This window comes from Paraburkholderia bannensis NBRC 103871, from assembly GCF_000685015.1.
Taxonomy (GTDB): Bacteria; Pseudomonadota; Gammaproteobacteria; order Burkholderiales; family Burkholderiaceae; genus Paraburkholderia; species Paraburkholderia bannensis.
On the sequence record NZ_BAYA01000048.1, the window covers coordinates 1 to 16,832 of the forward strand.

At 60.3% G+C, this 16,832-nt stretch carries 12 protein-coding genes and 2 pseudogenes; 3 read left to right on the forward strand and 11 right to left on the reverse strand.

Features of this window, described 5'->3' with window-relative positions; all coding sequences use genetic code 11:
- The first annotated feature begins 209 nt into the window (after positions 1 to 209).
- Positions 210 to 666, forward strand: a pseudogene (locus tag BBA01S_RS44445) (peptidoglycan-associated lipoprotein).
- 665 nt (positions 667 to 1,331) lie between these two features.
- Here the strand turns inward: BBA01S_RS44445 and petA are convergent.
- From petA to BBA01S_RS44455, 5 genes and pseudogenes are all read right to left on the reverse strand, one after another.
- Positions 1,332 to 1,866 (reverse strand): annotated as a pseudogene (gene petA, locus BBA01S_RS48315) (ubiquinol-cytochrome c reductase iron-sulfur subunit); the annotation flags it as partial.
- A gap of 74 nt (positions 1,867 to 1,940) precedes the next feature.
- Entirely contained in the window at positions 1,941 to 2,132 is a 192-nt protein-coding gene (locus BBA01S_RS47350; RefSeq protein WP_027820756.1) for a hypothetical protein, read from the reverse strand.
- Positions 2,129 to 2,557 (reverse strand): PDZ domain-containing protein, encoded by a 429-nt coding sequence (locus BBA01S_RS47355; protein WP_156966227.1) that lies wholly within the window; start codon positions 2,555 to 2,557, stop codon positions 2,129 to 2,131. Before BBA01S_RS47355 ends, BBA01S_RS47350 begins: the two co-directional genes overlap by 4 nt.
- 196 nt (positions 2,558 to 2,753) lie before the next feature.
- Positions 2,754 to 4,355 (reverse strand): APC family permease, encoded by a 1,602-nt coding sequence (locus BBA01S_RS36660; RefSeq protein WP_027820758.1) that lies wholly within the window; start codon positions 4,353 to 4,355, stop codon positions 2,754 to 2,756.
- A gap of 1,297 nt (positions 4,356 to 5,652) precedes the next feature.
- Positions 5,653 to 6,303, reverse strand: coding sequence for a bestrophin-like domain (locus BBA01S_RS44455; protein WP_156966228.1), 651 nt, complete (start codon positions 6,301 to 6,303; stop codon positions 5,653 to 5,655).
- A gap of 564 nt (positions 6,304 to 6,867) precedes the next feature.
- On the opposite strand from BBA01S_RS44455, the gene nhaA reads away from it, so the two are divergent.
- Both nhaA and BBA01S_RS47360 read left to right on the forward strand, forming a co-directional pair.
- Positions 6,868 to 8,217 (forward strand): Na+/H+ antiporter NhaA, encoded by a 1,350-nt coding sequence (gene nhaA / locus BBA01S_RS36670; RefSeq protein WP_027820759.1) that lies wholly within the window; start codon positions 6,868 to 6,870, stop codon positions 8,215 to 8,217.
- Positions 8,218 to 8,237: 20 nt separating this feature from the next.
- The gene (locus BBA01S_RS47360; protein ID WP_156966229.1) at positions 8,238 to 8,387 is read left to right on the forward strand and encodes a hypothetical protein; all 150 of its coding nucleotides are present in this window, start codon (positions 8,238 to 8,240) and stop codon (positions 8,385 to 8,387) included.
- A 444-nt stretch (positions 8,388 to 8,831) separates the two neighbouring features.
- Here the strand turns inward: BBA01S_RS47360 and BBA01S_RS36680 are convergent, their stop codons facing one another.
- From BBA01S_RS36680 to BBA01S_RS36715, 6 genes are all read right to left on the reverse strand, one after another.
- Positions 8,832 to 10,562, reverse strand: coding sequence for a peptidoglycan D,D-transpeptidase FtsI family protein (locus BBA01S_RS36680; RefSeq protein ID WP_027820760.1), 1,731 nt, complete (start codon positions 10,560 to 10,562; stop codon positions 8,832 to 8,834).
- Between the two features lie 96 nt (positions 10,563 to 10,658).
- The gene (locus BBA01S_RS36685; protein WP_027820761.1) at positions 10,659 to 10,988 is read right to left on the reverse strand and encodes a hypothetical protein; all 330 of its coding nucleotides are present in this window, start codon (positions 10,986 to 10,988) and stop codon (positions 10,659 to 10,661) included.
- A 154-nt stretch (positions 10,989 to 11,142) separates the two neighbouring features.
- The gene (locus tag BBA01S_RS36690; RefSeq protein WP_042298493.1) at positions 11,143 to 12,339 is read right to left on the reverse strand and encodes an MFS transporter; all 1,197 of its coding nucleotides are present in this window, start codon (positions 12,337 to 12,339) and stop codon (positions 11,143 to 11,145) included.
- 938 nt (positions 12,340 to 13,277) lie between these two features.
- A complete protein-coding gene (locus BBA01S_RS36700; RefSeq protein WP_042298494.1) occupies positions 13,278 to 14,588 on the reverse strand; it encodes a chloride channel protein in 1,311 nt (436 codons plus the stop codon).
- A gap of 66 nt (positions 14,589 to 14,654) precedes the next feature.
- Complete coding sequence (locus tag BBA01S_RS36705; protein WP_027820765.1) at positions 14,655 to 15,074, reverse strand: MarR family winged helix-turn-helix transcriptional regulator; 420 nt, start codon at positions 15,072 to 15,074, stop codon at positions 14,655 to 14,657.
- A gap of 1,071 nt (positions 15,075 to 16,145) precedes the next feature.
- The gene (locus tag BBA01S_RS36715; protein WP_027820766.1) at positions 16,146 to 16,808 is read right to left on the reverse strand and encodes a hypothetical protein; all 663 of its coding nucleotides are present in this window, start codon (positions 16,806 to 16,808) and stop codon (positions 16,146 to 16,148) included.
- Positions 16,809 to 16,832 lie beyond the last annotated feature (24 nt).

Consider the following 16,832-nt stretch of genomic DNA (forward strand, 5'->3'; position numbering starts at 1 on the left):
GGCCGGGAGACCGGAGCTACTGAAAGGTGATGTCAGTCGTAGCCCAAAACCGGTGGCGCTCTGGCTCAATCGATCGCCTGCATGAAGGCGGAATGCGTTTTCTGTCCTGATGCATCGCTCACCGACTTCGGACGAACTCTAGAGAATGAAAGGGACTTCCCCGTCCGGTGGCTGCGGCGGAAGCCGCGAGCCGGCATCAATGTGCCACGATGAACTTGAGGCGATCCTGCACTGGTATCATGCTGGCCGCGATACTTGCCGGATGCCATTCGGCAACGGCGGCACCGCAAGCGGGTGGGGGGCGAACACGAGCGCCGCCATCACCCAGCCCGTCACCGGGGTGACAACATCACTTAACGAGCTGAACTATCCCAACAGCCAACTGGCCAGACGCAGCGTCTATTTCGATTTAGACAGCTTTGACGTGAAGGACATTTATCTTCCTTTGTTGCGCACCCACGCCAGTTATCCGCGCAACCATCCGGCCCAGCATGTGCTGATTCAGGGCAATACGGACGAGCGCGGCACGGATGAATGCAATCACGCGCTCGGCGTATCCGGCTCACAGTTCTAAGCCGTCAGCCTAGGCAATGAGAAACCCGTTGCCGTTGGCCACGACGAGGCATCATGGCCCAGAGCCGACGCGCTGATCTCGTTCATAGCTAGTGGCCCTAGCGTGACTTTGGGTGGATTCCATCGAGTGTTCACACGCTTACATCCCCATGAAATACAGGACGTCTATTTCCTCCGACCACATCTGTACGTCCAGCATTTCCTCGAAGTCGACGGGAAGGCCTCGGTACATGCAGCAAAAACCATCTGCAGTCTGATAGACGATGACCCCTCGCGGTTGTCCTCAGATCCCCTGAGAAGCCCGAAGCGTCGTGTAGCTTTGCGGGGTGCGATAGTGCGTCGATGTGCCGCCGGACCTCGGCCCATTTATCCCTCAGTTTCATGACGTCCTCTTTGTCTATTGCGCACCATGCATTCTCATTGCCACACTGTCCACGCGTGTCGACATTCACGCGAGACCCGGATATGTGAATGCTGATGACGACGGCATCCGCAATTTTCTCCTTCACTATGACGCTGCTGACTTGCAGCGGCCCCACTTGATCCCCGCCGAAGACGATAGTCATCGTCGCGAGGTGCTGCCTCAACTGTCTGATGACGTCGAAAGCGGCATAGAATTAGCGAGGATGATGCAATTGCGCTGCGCGAGCTGGCCCAGTGTCGGAAACGGCCTAGTCGACAACGGAACTCAAGGCACTCCACCAGATCGGTATCACGTGATGCTATTCATCACCTAGCTGGCGCGGATAGATCCTTACTTTTGCTTTGAAGACGCGTCCAGCGAGATCGTACGTGGAGCCGAAGCAAGGGCAGAGAAAACCGCTTAGCCAGTCATCCGGAAGATTCAGTTGCACGCTGGCCTGGAAGCGGGAAACCGACGTGCAGTCCAGATGCAGGGACACGCCGACTACCACGAGAAAATTCGGATGCTCCCGGCGCGAGCGATACTCATTGCGGCGATATGCCGGCAACGGCATGGAGAACAGATACTCGGTGTGCGGATCGGCAACCATCAGAGCTGCCTTCACCACCGCAGCGAGCATTTCCGGCGTGCGATCGACAATGAAAACATGCTTGCCGCGCCACGCGACGGTCATCATCGAACTAGGCAAGAGGGTCGTGAGGTCAGCATGCAAGGGCGCGCGCCGGCCGCCTTGGCGCTCGCAGGCGGAGCAAAGAGTCGATGAAGGCGATGAGCGTCGCGACGCCAGCGATACCGCCTGTCGTCGACGTTGCAATCAGCCAGATGCGACGTTGTGGGTCGACTGGTTCTTCGAGAATTGCTTTCATCATGGGCTCCGCACTTCGACTGTTGATAGCTGGACGCTCGCGCCGCGCGACTCGACCGTCGATAAAGTAAGGTGACGTCAGGCGCCGAACACTTGCATGATTAAGCCGAGAATCCCCAGGCTGATGCCCAGTGCAGCGATCAGCACGGGAAGCGTGAGAATGATCACGCTGAAGGGCAGATGGGGTCTGCGGCTCTCTTCCGGAAGGATTGGCCGATCCCGCTCTGTTTCTTCCGTGAAGCCCGACTGCGAAGTTACTGTACGTTTCATTTCGGCGTCCAAGAGCGATGCGGTGGTGCGATGTATGCCCGTCCTGTTGCGGCTAGCCCATGTCGATGGTCACGAACATCCGTTCGCCCGCTACGCTCTACCAGTAGTGCAAGCGCGTGTCCGCTGCTTTCAACCTTGTCGTGGAACTGCCGCGGACCCGATACGGGCGTGTTGTCGACCATCAGGATGATGTCTCCAGGTTCGATGCCGGCAAATACGGCGGAACCGACACTCTTTTCGACGCGCACGCCACCCCGGACTCCTTGGGCAGGTTGCTTTTCGGACGTCAGGCCGCGCACAGCAAATCCATCCAGAGCGGTAGTAGAAAGTTTCGCCCGTAGCGACTCCAGTCGATGACAGGCATCCAGAGTTACCTCGGCCGCACCGTCGATGACGGGGTTCTCGACCTCGTTATCGAAGTGCACGCGCGTGCAATCGATGTCCCGGGTGCTCGTCCAGCAACTTCTTGAGGCGGTGCGAGCGGCACGTGGTGCAACGCGTTCGTACCACGCATGTCGTCTTGCAGCGGTCTTTCAGTCATGATGAGGGGCATTCCACGCCACCACAAATTTGCGTCATCCCTCATGGTAGCTTCGCCCCGATCAGGCCCGCGAAGCGGGATCAACTGGTCCGATTCATACGCTCCATCATCGCACTGGTCTTTTCTTTATCCAGCGCGCAATGCATGCCAAATAGCATGACCATCACGCTCCAGATCGCAACCAGCAGAACGTCCCAGCCAAATCCGATCGTGCCATGTCCGCCACCGATACCGCCAAGCCACGACAGCAGCCAGAGGCCCCCAAACCACGGAAGGAGCCACGCAATGTGTTTCCATCCAAATTCGCGGGCCGGTTTGCGCATGACGACGTGGTAGTACACGGCGTAGATTGCAAAGCCGATTACCACCAGCGAGAACAGGAATGAGATAGTCGCGAAGCCGGTCCAGTAGATGATGAGATTGCTGCAGATGAATGCGAGCGGCGCTAACACGGGTGCGGCCCACATCCGAAATGGACGCCGCAGTTCCGGCAGATTGCGACGCAGCACGAGCAGCGCAACCGGGCCAAGCCCGTAGGTGAGAACTGTCACTGACGTAATGTAGCTAACCATTTTGTGCCACGCCGGGAAAGGCAGCAGGAAAATCGTGCCGGCCACCCACATCACAGCCACCGCCACCCACGGCACCGCATTCCCGTTCAGCCTCGTCAGCGCAAGCGGGCCCGCTTCCATTTCACCAGCAGCAAACAGAATGCGCGATCCGCTCGTGACATACATCAGCCCAGTGCCGCCCGGCGATATGTACGCGTCGACGTATAGCAACGTCGCCACCCAGCCAAGACCGAGCGTGGCGGCGAGACCAGCAAACGGCCCGGCTTCGCCTTTGAAACTGATCTGCGCCCACCCGTGCGCGAGATCGGCTGGCGACAGTGCCCAGATGAAGGCGACCTGCAACATGATGTAGATGGCGGCGGCAAGCACGACCGCCCCTATCACGGCAAGCGGAATATTGCGGTGGGGATGTGCGCTCTCGCCGCCCAGGTCGATCGCAGAGCGAAAACCCAGATAGCTGAAGACGATGCCCGCGGCGGGCAGCGCGGTGAACATGCCTTCCAGCTTGTACGTGCCGGGCGCTGCGCTCGTCACGTTCCAGTGCGGACTGCTGGCCATCAATGCGACGATGGTCAGCACGGGAACTAGGATCTTCCACCAAGTGATCGCCGAATTGAAGTTGAGCAACCATCTGACCATCATCAAGTTGAGTAGGGCGGTGACCCCGAGCAGCGCGGCGCACGCGACGAACCCAGTCACGCTCAGCACTCCGGCGCTGCCGGGGCGGATGAACCAGGGCAGATAGTTGTTCGCGTAGGTGACGATCGCTTCGGCTTCGACGGCCGGCACGGCCACGTACGCGAGGAAGAGGAGCCAGCACCAGAGGCGACCGAGCCCGTCTCCGTGGCTCGCGTGACTCATGTGCACGAGCGCGCCACTGCGCGGAAACAGTACGGCGAGTTCGGCGAAGCAGAGCGCGATCAGCATTATGATGACCGCGCCGATGATCCAACTCCCTATGCTGAGAGGGCCCGCGATCCTCGCGGCGTGATAGGCGCCGAATAGCCAGCCCGAGCCGATCATGCTGGTGGCACTCGCGAACAAAAGTCCTATGATTCCAGCTTCACGACGCAGCTTTCCCGATAGTGTCAGGCTCGACATATCGCTCATTTCAGGTCTCCTTGTCTTACGTTCGCCTGTCCGGAGGACGATGTTCAATCCGCAGGCTCGCTTTGAGCTGCCTCGGCGCTTGTTTGCTGCGTAACTCGCGTTGGCAGCGAATCTCATTTGCGCCTGTGCACACGCCTTATTGATAGGTATCCAAAATTAAAAAATGCTTAAAACACCGAATGCGAAGCGCGGGATCCAGCTATGATGTAGCCGGTGGTTGCCTGGCGCGCATGAATCACCGTGATTTTGACGTTGATCGCCGCGCTCGTTTGCTCACCGCAGGCAGTCAACGGAGCGACTCGTCGCAACTACTATTCTCGATCCCGCAGTTCGAACGCTGTCTTGCAGCCGAATCGCAGGATGTCCAGCATTCGTCGTCTCCCATTCTCTGTTTGAGCCCCCCTCCGGAGCGAGTTACCGCTCACGGCGATCTTGACCATTCAGCGGCTATCGCGGCTACCTCGGAACCGGCTATTGCGTAAAGCCGGAAGGATTTGAACTGATTGAACCTCTCGGAAAAAGGCATGCCTGAAGATAGTCGCGGTCAAGGCTCTTGCTCATCGAGTCGTAATGCCACCGCTGCACGGATGATGCACAAGACCTGACGCGGTTCCGGCATGCGATGTGGCGATGTTTCATGTGCCGTCACCGCAAGCGTACGAGCCCACCGTTTACTTTCCAGAACAGTGTGAGGGGGGCGGCAAGCAAAATCGGGCCGTTTGTTCACGCAGTCTGGCCTGTATGACCTTGCGTCACTCTTGATTCAGGCTACCTACATTTAAGTCGTAGCGATCGTGATCCACCGACCGCCACTCGAATACGCCGCTGGAAGCAACGCGGGTTGGCGACGCGGCCGGGAATGCTCGGGACGCAAATCATCACTAGCCACGGGCAAGCCACTGGAACCCGAACAATTGAGAAGAATCGCGCCGACCCACCTAGTGGGAATCAACCTGCGCGGGACGTCCAATTTGCCGGTGCCTCGCCACGCACACCGAATCCTTCAAAGCCTAGAGAGTGCCCCCACGCTTCGAGCGTCAGTCGCCGAGCCTGACGCAGCGATCCAAAACATCGGGTCGATACTGCCAACCATATCTTGCAGTTTCGGGCTTTCGTCACGGTTCGTGGATCAAATGGTCGCGCCGATACAGTTATGTCCACGATTGGGAAGTCGCGGCGGGTAGTCAGCGGGTGTTTGATTCGAAACGAAATTTATACAGCGCCAAGAGGCAAAATCGCGAGATGTATAGATGGGCCTAACCGACCGGATACATGCACCAGAATCATGAAGACACCGCTAAGCACGCCTTTCGCGAGCGCCCAACCATGACGTCACCGGTAATACGAACAGCAATACGCGTCGCCCGCTCGCGCCGCGCGCGCCATACCCCTGCATCAGGTTGCTGAAAAACGCGATCGAAATCATGAGCGTCCATGCCGAAACTGGAATGCGGTTCACCCACGCCGCTTGCGTATAGCCCTGAGTGTTGATTACATCATTCATGCCGCTTACTGTGAGCGCCGAGATCGGAGTGGGTTGCGCGATCGCCGGTTCGCGTACGCCAGTCCATAACTGGCCTTGCAGTTCAGCGGTCTTCGCATTGATGATTTCAAGTTCGCGCGGGTCGCGCGTCTTGTAGTATTCGATGCGCAGTTGCACATAGTCACGCAGAAGCGCCTTTATCGTCGTGGCTCTTGATTCTCCAAGCAGTTCTACGCGCAGGTACTGGGTGCCGATGGCGTTCGCTTCCTCTTCCTCGAAGTTCTTGCGCTGATCATATCGGCTCACCGCCATTGAGAGCGTAAATCCAATCAGAAGCGCGAGCAGCGTGAACGTCGCGCCCTGCACAACGTTGTAGTTGTCGCGCGCGTCATCCGAAAGTGGAATGGCACGTTTCAGACCAATTGCCCCGAGCGCAGCAGCCACTGAGAGCAGCACGATCAGCATGACGAAGAGGTACGCCGGATGATGTACGAGCTGCGTCATCTTGAATCCTTTGCGATGATGGATCTTGTGCAGGCGCTCAATTCCGGACGAGTCGTCTGCCGTGCCTGAATCAGGCAGTGGTTATGCGCTGCCGAGTACCGTGAAATCCAGGCGCCGATTTGACTACGTCCGAGTCGGCCATTAAACCTCGCCAGTAGTAATCTCACTTGTTCAAAATTCGCATACTTCTGTGCAGGTTTCAGTACCGCAGCTTTAACCTATCAGAATTGGCTCGCAATTGGTCTGGGAGTGATCCCCGGTGGAAAGCTGAAGCCGGGGGCCGCCAGATGTTTTGGCTGGCCGCGAGTAGCCCCGGAAGGGGCGAAGCCCGAATCTTCGAGCAGTAACGGGCATGGCGGACAACCCAGATGGCGCTCACTGAACGAGCGGGGGGCTTCGCGCGATGGCCGGGATGCGATGGGCGGCTGGATGAAGCTGTAAAATACTGTCAGGGTGTTAGCTGCATTCCGCAGCGAGACAGGTTTTTCGCGCTGGTCGGGCCGCCACGCGGGACTCGACACGCCCATGCGACTGAACGACTTCTCACGCCCGCTCACTCACCCCAGGCGCATCGCAAAGCAAGCCTTCACGGCGCTTGAACACTTCCTTCATGTCGAAGCCGCGAGCGGCATCATCCTGCTCATCGCTGCCGCTATCGCGCTCATCTGGGCAAATTCTCCATTCGCGGGCAACTATCACGAACTCCTCAAGTCGCCGCTGACACTTGGTGCGGGCGAATTCCTTTTCTCGAAATCCGTGCACTTCTGGATCAACGACGGGCTGATGACCGTGTTTTTTCTCGTTGTCGGTATGGAAATCCGCCGTGAAATCCACGCAGGCTCGCTGAGCGATTCTAGGCAGGCGGCGTTACCGCTTGGTGCTGCTATGGGCGGCGTGGCGGTGCCGGCGCTCATCTATCTTGCGGTGAACCACGGTACGAATGCAGCGCACGGATGGGCCGTGCCGACGGCGACGGACATTGCCTTTGCGGTTGGCGTGCTCGCGCTGCTCGGGCGGTCGATTCCCGGTAACGTGAGGATCTTTCTGCTGACGCTCGCGATTGTGGACGACATTATCGCGGTGCTGATCATCGCGGTCTTCTACCCGGCGGGACTTGACCCCAGCGGCCTGGCACTCGCCGCGGCCGGTATCGTTGCCGTCGTCATCATGCAGAGGCTCGATATCAACCGCGCCACGGCTTACATGCTTCCGGGCGCAGTTGTCTGGATGGGGCTCTTCATCAGCGGCGTGCATCCGACGCTTGCCGGGGTGGTGCTGGGGCTGATGACGCCAGTCGTATCGTCGCGCGGGCACGAGCGCGTGCTGGTCGAACTGTCGGAAGCGACGCGTCACGTGAGCGAAGTTGACGTCCAGAATGCGCAGGAATTCGACCAGCTGGAAAAGCCGATGCACACGCTCCGCGTGGCACAACGCGATCTCCTGCCACCGGTCGTGCGGGTGCAGTGGGCGCTTCACCCCTGGGTTGCATACGGGATCATGCCGCTCTTCGCGTTGGCCAATGCTGGCGTGCCGCTTGGCGGCGTGGATTTCACGAGCCACGAGACCGTCTGGATCATGTTGGGCGTGGCACTTGCGCTCATCATCGGCAAGCCCGTCGGTGTGTTCCTGACGAGCTGGATACTGGTGAGAACCGGGCTTTGCCGTTTGCCGACCGGGATGTCCTGGCGTGGAGTCAGCCTTGTGGCACTGCTCGCGGGCATTGGCTTCACCATGTCGATCTTCATCGCGACGCTTGCGTTCTCTGGGCAGGGCGCGATGGATGCAGCCAAGCTCGGCGTGCTACTTGGCTCGTTCGTTGCGGGATGTGCAGGGCTGGGCTGGGGCCTGTATGCTTCCCGGCAGAGGTCCAGCTGACGTCGATGTGGGTGGCAAGAATGGATGAAGAAACGAAAGCCGAGCTGCTCACCTTCCTGGTGGTCGGTCAATTGCTCGCATATGCGCGCAGTGGGGAATGGCTGCGAACCGATCATATGATTGAGTCGTGCCAGATCTGGTTGTCTTCGAACGGTGCACGCTGCGACTGAACGGGCCAAGGCGGTCGAGGCCGCGCGCTTGCAGAAAGCGTGCGTGAACTGCCCTTTCCCCGCGAGGAAGCTGGGCTAACCAGGCTCTTCAATCTGGACCGTGGCTGGTTTCTCGATTACCCATCGCCGGTCGTCCGGGAAATACACGCATTGAGCGTAGCGCGTCTTGGAATCGACGCCAGGAAGTAGTCGTGCACAGGGCCGTGAAGTGGTCCTCACCAGCCCGCGGAAATCAGACTTCGCGATCGACGTCGTACTTCACATTTTGGTCGGCACCAGGAGCTCGAAGTAGACGTTGGCATCGCGTCCCGGTCGGCGATTGATCGTTGCAGTGTCATGCCCGGACTCTGCTCACGCCCCCCGGAAATATCTGGTCCGAATGCCGGCAGCGCAGAGGACATCGCGTGGCCGGACGCACGACCTCCGCCGGCCGTCGTTCCGGGCTCAGGTAAGAGGCACGTGCCCGGAAGAATCAAGGGGACTGTCAGGCAAAACATTGAGCAACTGCATCGTCCTGGTCGCAATAGCGACAAACGCCGGACCAGCGACAGCGCCACCAAAATGTGAACCTTTGCGCGGATTATCGATGGAGACGGCGATGATCACGCGCGGATGCACTGCTGGAATGATGCCGACGAACGACGCGCGATACTGACTACGATCGTAGCCGTGCGACGTCCAGCGATACGCGGTTCCGGTCTTGCCGGCGACCGAGTAGCCGTTCACGACCGCATCGGGCGCGGTGCCGCTGGCGCTCACCACCCGTTGCATCATCGCACGCACTTCCTGCGCGGTGCGGGCCGAATACAGGCGATGGCCGGTGGCTGGTGCGTCGAGGCGATGCACCGTCGCGGGCACCATGACCCCGTCGTTAGCGAACACGGTGTAGGCCTGCGCCAGTTGCAGCAACGAGGCGGACAGGCCGTAACCGTAACCCATGGTCGCCTGCTCGATGCGGCGCCAGTGGTTCCAGGGGCGCACGCTACCGCGCGCCGCACCGGGTAGCCCCGCGTGCGGAGCCTTCCCCAGACCCAGTTCATGGAAGTTCTGCCACATGTCCTTCGACGGCATCATCAACGCGATTTTCGTGGTGCCCACGTTACTCGATTTTTCGATCACGCCAGCCACCGTGAGCGTTCCAAAGTCGGCGTCGTCGTGAATCGTCGCGCCATCCAGTCGAATACGGCCGTGGCCCGTCGTCACGATCGAATCAGGCGTGATGCGACCTTGCTGCAAGGCGAGCGCGATGGTGAGCGGCTTCATCACCGAGCCGGGTTCGAACACGTCGGTGACGGCGCGGTTGCGCATCTGCAAGCCGCTGGTGCGAGCGCGGCTGTTCGGATCGAAACTTGGCCAGTTCGCCATGGCGAGGATCTCGCCCGTGTGTGCGTCGAGCACGATTGCCGAGCCCGAGTGCGCGTCGAAGTGCTGAACGGTGTCCCGCAACGCATGATAGGCGGCGTGCTGAATCGGCGAATCAAGCGCGAGCTGAACGTCCGTACCATCGCGCGGCGTGGAATGCGCGAGCGAGGCAATGATGTCGCCGCGCGCATTATGCAGTGCGCGTCGCCAGCCATCCACGCCCGAGAGCTGGCTATTGGCCGCGCGCTCAATGCCTTCCTGTCCGCGTCCGTCGATGCCCGTAAAGCCCACGACATTGGATGCGATCGCCGACTCGGGATAGAAGCGCCGATAACCCTTGCTCGCATACACACCAGGCAGGTCGAGCTGCATCGCACGCGCGGCGAGATCGGGGGTGATCTGGCGGGACAGATAGACGAAGCGGCGATGCGAGGCGTACGCGTGCGCGATCAGATCGGGATCGATATGGAGCACGCTCGCGAGCGCGTCGATTTGCGTAGTGGATGGCGGGGCGTCAGGTGCCTCGGCGTCGAGCCACAGTGTGCGGGTGGGCAGATTGAGCGCGAGAGGGCGGCCGTCACGATCGACGATGCGTCCCCGGGAGGCTGGTAGTTCGATGTCGCTGACTTGGCGGATTTCTCCCTGGTGCTGGTAGAAGTCGTCTTCAACGCACTGTACCCACGCCGCGCGGCAGATCAGGGTGAGGAACGCGCCAGTGAAAAGCAGACCTGCGAAGCTGGATCGTCCACGATGAAAACGAGGGAGGCTCAGGTCGTGGCGGCTAAAGCTGAAGTATTTGCGTGCTTTCGACATCCGGCGGGTCGTATCTCCAGTCGGGCGTGTGGGTCGAGATGAGGTCGCGCACGAGTTGTATCGCTAACCGGTGCACGTGCGCAGGCTGCCGCGAGGCTACTGGCGTAGCGGTTGTACGGCAGCACGGGACAGCCAGTAGTTCATGCGGCCCTGCGGGCCCGCAACGAGGACGGCATCCGGACTGGGTACGCCGTCGTCTTCGATCGCGCAGAGGACCGTGCCGTCGTGAATCATCGTGACCTGTTGTGCGGCGGCCATGCGCGCGAGCACGTCGGCATTGAGCGGATAGAGGTGGGTGAATATGTCGTAGCTGATTGCAGCCGGCACGTCGCCGGTTACACGGACCGGAGAGCCATGCGGGCACGAGTGTGCCTGTGCGGTGACGGCACTGGCGGCGAGCAGGAGGAAAAGGCCTGTCTGTTTCATGATCGGAGTGTCGAAGAGAGATTTCCCGCGGGCACGACCCACAGCTGTCTTTCACGGCCCAGTTTGCGAAGAAGCGGGATCGGTCGGGCGAGGCACAAAAGCAGGAGCGTGTGGAAAGTGCGATGTCGCTGAAATGTTTGGCTGGTTGGAGGAGTCAGGCGCGCTTGACAGGCGCCTTCATGAAGGCGGCGCAGATCAGCCAGCAGAACACGAGGCCTGAGCACGTATAGAAAACGGTGTTTGGGCCGTCGTGTTTGAGCAGCCAGCCGCCCACCACGCCGCCTAGCGCGAGGCCGATCGACTGCGTGGTGTTATAGACGCCGGTGGCCGCGCCCTTGCGGTTGCCCGGCGCGAGCTTCGACACCAGCGAAGGCTGCGACGCTTCCAGAATATTGAAGCCGAGGAAGTACACGAACAGCACGGCGGCCACGATTGCTATGGTATGCGCAAGCGAGGCGAGCAGAAGCTGGCCGATTAGGATAAGCCCAATGGCCGATACCACCACCACCGTCATCTTGCCCTTCTTCTCCGCCGCGATGATGGCAGGCACCATCAGCACAAAAGACAGGCCCATGACAGGCAGGTAAATCTTCCAGTGCGCGGCGACCGGCAGACCCGCATCGACGAGCAGGCGCGGCACCACGAGGAACAGCGCGGTCTGCGTCGCGTGTAGCACCAGCACGCCGAAATTCAGGCGCAGCAGTTCGACGTTGTGCAGGACTTCGGAAAACGGCGCGCGCACGTGCACGGGCCTGGGCGCGTCGGGCACGATCCAGAGCACCACGCCCACCGCGATGATCGAGAACACGCCGACCAGCGTGAACAGGCCGCTCATGCCGAGCCAGTGCACCACGATGGGCGCGCCGACGATCGCCACCGCGAACGAAATACCGATCGAGCCGCCCACCATCGCCATCGCCCTGGTGCGGTTCTGCTCGGAGGTCAGGTCGGCAATGAAGGCGAGCACGGCCGACGACACCGCGCCCATGCCCTGGATCACCCGTCCAACGATAATCCACGTCATGTCGTGCGCACCCGCAGCCACGAAGCTGCCGATCGCGAACATCACGAGGCCGGCGGCAATCACGGGCTTGCGCCCGACCTTGTCGGAAATCCAGCCGTAGAAGATATACAGAAGCGACTGCGTCACGCCGTAAGCACCGAGCGCTATGCCGACGAGCAGCAGGTTGTCGCCGCCGGGAATGGTTTTCGCGTAGACCGAAAACACCGGCATGATCATGAAGAGACCCAGCATGCGCAGCGCGAAGATCGCGGCAAGCGACATCGTCGCGCGCCTTTCGGATGCGGTGAAGCCTGGCGTTGCAGCTGACGAAGAGGTTGAAGTTTGCATGTCGGCACGATCAAAAAAAGACCCAGCGCAGAGGCTGGGCTAAAGCTGCCACCGGTACGACGGCGACGACCGGACGTTGCGTCCAGGTTCGAAAACAGCACGTTGACGGCTCTCGCTGCGGCACTGCGGGCAACGGGAAAATTAAAGCATAACGTGCCATATCGCGTAATCTAGCCACGAAAAATTAAGTGAATCTTAAATTAGCGCTCAGGCGTGCATCATCTGATTGCCGTTGCGATCGTCAAGCGAAAATACGATGGAAGACGCGTCATCGAACGCGTAAGATTGACGGTCTGAAGACCCGCTCTACGCCGGGGCGGCCGGGTAACGTCCGGGGACATTGAGGCCTTTTCGACGCCCTGAATCAGGGTTGCCACGCGGGCGAGTCGGCCAGAAAGAAGCCATGCGGAGATGGCTGCTACGTTCCCGGTACGTGGAAACTGTTGCGGGACGGAGCAAGATGACTGTGAATGTGAAGCGCCAGATGGTGGCGTGTGTTGCATGCCTCGTGCTGGCCGCCTGTAGCGACCATTCGGCCGTTTCGACAATTGCTGCATTGCCTCTGGTCTTTAGCGGTACCTCGCCAACCCCGCCATTGACTGTCGCTGATTGCGTGATGCATGACTGGAAGCTCTCGACGCACAACCTCGCTCTTACCTCCACGCGCGCGACCTGGCAGATCAGCGCCCGTTCGTGGTTTCAGGGCGTGGAGTTAGGCGTAGTACTTCGGCGTCGGAGCCATCGCACACGCGCCGAATTTTTCGAGGGGCGTATTGCGCCTTCGCGTTATCTGGAGATCGTCCAGCACTGTCTCGTGCCGGGCGGGCACACGACTGGCGAACGATCGCCCGAGTTGCGCACGCACGCGGCGACGCTTCGTTAAGGCCGACATGCGGTGCCGTGTTGACTGGAGCGCTGTCATGGGCGAGCAGCGCTGTTCACTTGTCCACCAGATGGCGTTGCGCGAGCGCTTCGTAAAGCGGCGGCGCGAAGAGCTTCGAGACCTGACTCGCCACAAGCGCCGTGGCCATCAGCGAAATCACCAGCGCGTGGCCGTTGATCATTTCGATGACGATCACGAACGCCGTGATCGGGCTCTGTGTGACGGCGGCGAGATAGCCGACCATGCCGAGCGCGATTAGCATCGGCAACTGCATCTGACCGAACACCATGTGAAGCGCGTTGCCGATGCCCGCGCCGATCGCGAGCGACGGCGCGAACAGACCGCCGGGCGTACCTGGCAGGTAGGAACCGACCATCGATGCCATCTTCAGCAGAGGATAGGCCACGCCAAGCTGCGACTGACCTTCGAGCATGCCGCGCGCTTCGGCGTAGCCACTACCGAACAGATGGCCACCGCTGGCTACGCCGATCACGGCGATGAACAGCCCGCACATCGCGCCGAATATGACGGGCCGCTCAGCTCTCAACGCGAACAGCTGCACGGGCATCCACTTCCTGGTGTTGAGCAGCAGCCAGCAGAACACGCCGCCCGCGATGCCGGTCACCAAACCGACCAGCATCACCGCGATGGCGAGAAGATTGGGCAGATTGCCATTGATCGCGATCGTGCCGAAATAGACGTAGTTGCCCTGCAGCGCGAGCGATACCACGCCGGAGAAAATGATTGCGGTGATGATGACGCCGCTCGTGCGTGCCTCGAAGCTTCGCGTCAGTTCCTCGATCGCGAAGACGACGCCTGCGAGTGGCGCGTTGAACGCCGCCGACAACCCGGCCGCTGCGCCCGCAAGTGCGAGCTTGTGCTCGAGTCCCGCGCGGTAGACACCGCGCAAACGCGCTGGATAGAAGCGTCGCAGCGAGAACATGAGGGCGGCACCGACATGGATGGTCGGACCTTCGCGGCCGATGGTGAAGCCGCCCAGGATCGCGAGAATTGAGAGGGCGATCTTGCCGACCAGGATGCGTAGTGTCAGCAGGCGTGGCCCCAGTTCGCGCACGTCATGCAGCGACGCGATGACTTGAGGAATGCCACTGCCTTCGGACCCAGGAAACCACCGGCGCGTGATCCAGACGCCCAGCGCCGCAACGGCGGGGGTCACGATGAGGGGTGCCCATGGCGCTCGGTCTGTCATGTGCAGGAACGTCTCGTAGCCGAAGTCGATCATCCTTGCATACAGCACGGCAACGAGACCGGTTGCGACGGCGCCGAGCCAGAACATGCCGAAGTAGAACCAGTGGCGTTGCCGGCGAAGCAGCCGCGGACGTTCGAAAAGAGCGAGCATGCGCATGAGAAATGGCCAAAGTATCAATTGGGGCACATTGTGACATAAATGTGAGGTCGCTCTCGACGGCGCTTACCCGCCGGTGCCGTCGAAGACCCAGCGGAATGTGCCGTAGATCGCCTTGTGCTTCGCGGCCAGGCTTAGCAGAAACTGCTCGCCTTTCGGCGAGAGATGCACCTGAACCTGCCGGCGGTCTGTGGGATCGGTCTTGCGTATCACGAGGCCCGCCGACTCGCAGCGCGAGACGAGGGCTGCCGTACCGTTCGGAGCGGCCTGCAGCCGCTGGGCAAGTTCGCCGACCGTCGCCCATTGCCGTCCTGGGAAACCGCGCACATGCAACAGCAACTGGTATTGAAGCGTTGTGATGCCGGCTTCATTAGCGATTTCTTCGGAGGCGCGCAGGAATCTGCGCAGGTCGTAACGGAACACCGACATTGCTTCCAGTTCATGCTTGCCTGGGAGCCTGTTTTTGGGTGTTTTGGGTGAATTCATGTGCTGTCCATGGTGACTGCCGGTTTCGCACAAAGGATATTTGCTGGCAACTGGCAAGGCGTCTGAGTCAACGCATGTATGTAGAGGCGCAGCGAAGTCGATGGGCGGCCGGGCGTCGGGAGATTACCATGCGGCTCCTTTTTGAAATTGGGTAGCGGTTCGGATGACGCTCACGAGAAACTTTCCATTCTCCCGGGCGGTGGGAGCCTCAAAGCAGGAGCAGATGTACGTGTTTCATTGGGCTGATCCCCAGCGTCTATGCCGTTGTATTGACCGCTGCTAACGATGATGACCACCACATGCAAGAGCGTTTCACATCCGAGATGAAATGATGGCGGACCGGATCGTAACTCGGCAGATCGAACCAGCCGTTTTGCAGGCTTGGCTGTTTGCGTGTTTGCAGATGGCGCAGCGACGAAATCGCTGCTGGCCGCGACGGCCGTCTTCAACTTGCTACGCCAAGTCAGCACGCTCGCCGGCTCCTGACTGCAGGCGGCTATCATAAGCGGGGCGCCGTTGATGGAAATGGCGGCCGCTATTGTTGCAGTGCTGGTACAGTCACACGAACGCTTTACACATCCCGCATTTTGCGAAAGTGGGACGATTCGAATTGCTGCGTGACAGGGCGATGCCGCAGTACAAACTGGCATCGCGGCATAAGGAATCGTAAAGCGGCACGCGAAATCCGGATCGTCTCGAGTTGTGGCACAGCCTCGGTCACAGTCGGTCGAGTCTCATCCGGTTGATACCGCATCGTTGTCAGGAATGCCGGGAGCCCCGGGGCGTTGATAATCCAATCGCGTTACTGCGATGAGGCCTATGTGTGCCTGGGCATCGTCGAACCTTTACGGCTTCGAACCTGATCACTCGATCGGCCTGCGTGAGGCGGTCCCCGCTGCGGCGCGGAAATGGCATGCACCGGACAACTTGATGCCATCCGTGGCGCGGCGGCGGGTCCAGCATCGCGGGCCAAAGAAAGTTCGCAAAGTTCAGGATTGCATGGCATGCGTGCAGGCCATTACCGCCGGTAAAGACTGCACACTTTCAGTGTCGTCACGGCCACAACCGTGGTCACGCCTTTCGTCCGCCCGTATTGTTGCGTGTATTGCGCTCGATTGCGGTCAGCAGCAAAAGCAAGACCAGGAAGCCTGCCAGTCCGAGGAGCGTTCCCAGCGATGATCCAAGCTGTTCGCTTCTGCCGCGCGCCGCCTGAATGGCGGTTTGGGCCGCGCCAATGCGCTCGATCTTGACCCGGGCATACTGGTTCATGGCCGCCGCGACATACCGCTCGCGATTGTCCCATTCCCATGACGCGGCTCGCTGCATCGCGCGCGTGACGACGTTGGACAACTCGTCCAGAAATTGTTGCCGGTCGGCTAGGGGAACACTCTCAAGCCACGCCTCGAGCAGCGGCTGACTCGCATTGTCCTGGCTCAATACGGTACGTAAGGGCGCAGGGATCAGGAATCCCGCGGCGCCAGAAATATTCGCCACGGGGTCGCTGCCATTCTCGCTGTCATTCGACAGCGCGTCGTTCGCGGCCTCCGATCCAGGTATGGACGAGAGCACCTCGCTGGCAGTGAGCGGCGGATCTGCGGTTGCAGCAGCCTTTCCAGGAACGGCGAGTGCGAGCATCAACGCAATCATCGCCAGCACGGCCCCTACGAGGGCGATAAGACATAGCACGTGTGCCATTCCCAGCAGGCGCCGCTCCAGCTTGTCCGCAATCTTCATGTCATCCCCGTTTGAAATACGATC

Coding starts and splice junctions, on each gene's coding strand:
- BBA01S_RS36690 (WP_042298493.1), bottom strand. CDS start 12,339: ATGCAAACTTCAACCTCTTCGTCAGCTGCAACGCCAGGCTTCACCGCA.
- BBA01S_RS44455 (WP_156966228.1), bottom strand. CDS start 6,303: ATGCTGATCGTGCTGCTCTCAGTGGCTGCTGCGCTCGGGGCAATTGGT.
- BBA01S_RS36715 (WP_027820766.1), bottom strand. CDS start 16,808: ATGAAGATTGCGGACAAGCTGGAGCGGCGCCTGCTGGGAATGGCACAC.
- nhaA (WP_027820759.1), top strand. CDS start 6,868: ATGCGACTGAACGACTTCTCACGCCCGCTCACTCACCCCAGGCGCATC.
- BBA01S_RS36660 (WP_027820758.1), bottom strand. CDS start 4,355: ATGAGCGATATGTCGAGCCTGACACTATCGGGAAAGCTGCGTCGTGAA.
- BBA01S_RS36705 (WP_027820765.1), bottom strand. CDS start 15,074: ATGAATTCACCCAAAACACCCAAAAACAGGCTCCCAGGCAAGCATGAA.
- BBA01S_RS47350 (WP_027820756.1), bottom strand. CDS start 2,132: ATGAAACGTACAGTAACTTCGCAGTCGGGCTTCACGGAAGAAACAGAG.
- BBA01S_RS36680 (WP_027820760.1), bottom strand. CDS start 10,562: ATGTCGAAAGCACGCAAATACTTCAGCTTTAGCCGCCACGACCTGAGC.
- BBA01S_RS47360 (WP_156966229.1), top strand. CDS start 8,238: ATGGATGAAGAAACGAAAGCCGAGCTGCTCACCTTCCTGGTGGTCGGT.
- BBA01S_RS36700 (WP_042298494.1), bottom strand. CDS start 14,588: ATGCGCATGCTCGCTCTTTTCGAACGTCCGCGGCTGCTTCGCCGGCAA.
- BBA01S_RS36685 (WP_027820761.1), bottom strand. CDS start 10,988: ATGAAACAGACAGGCCTTTTCCTCCTGCTCGCCGCCAGTGCCGTCACC.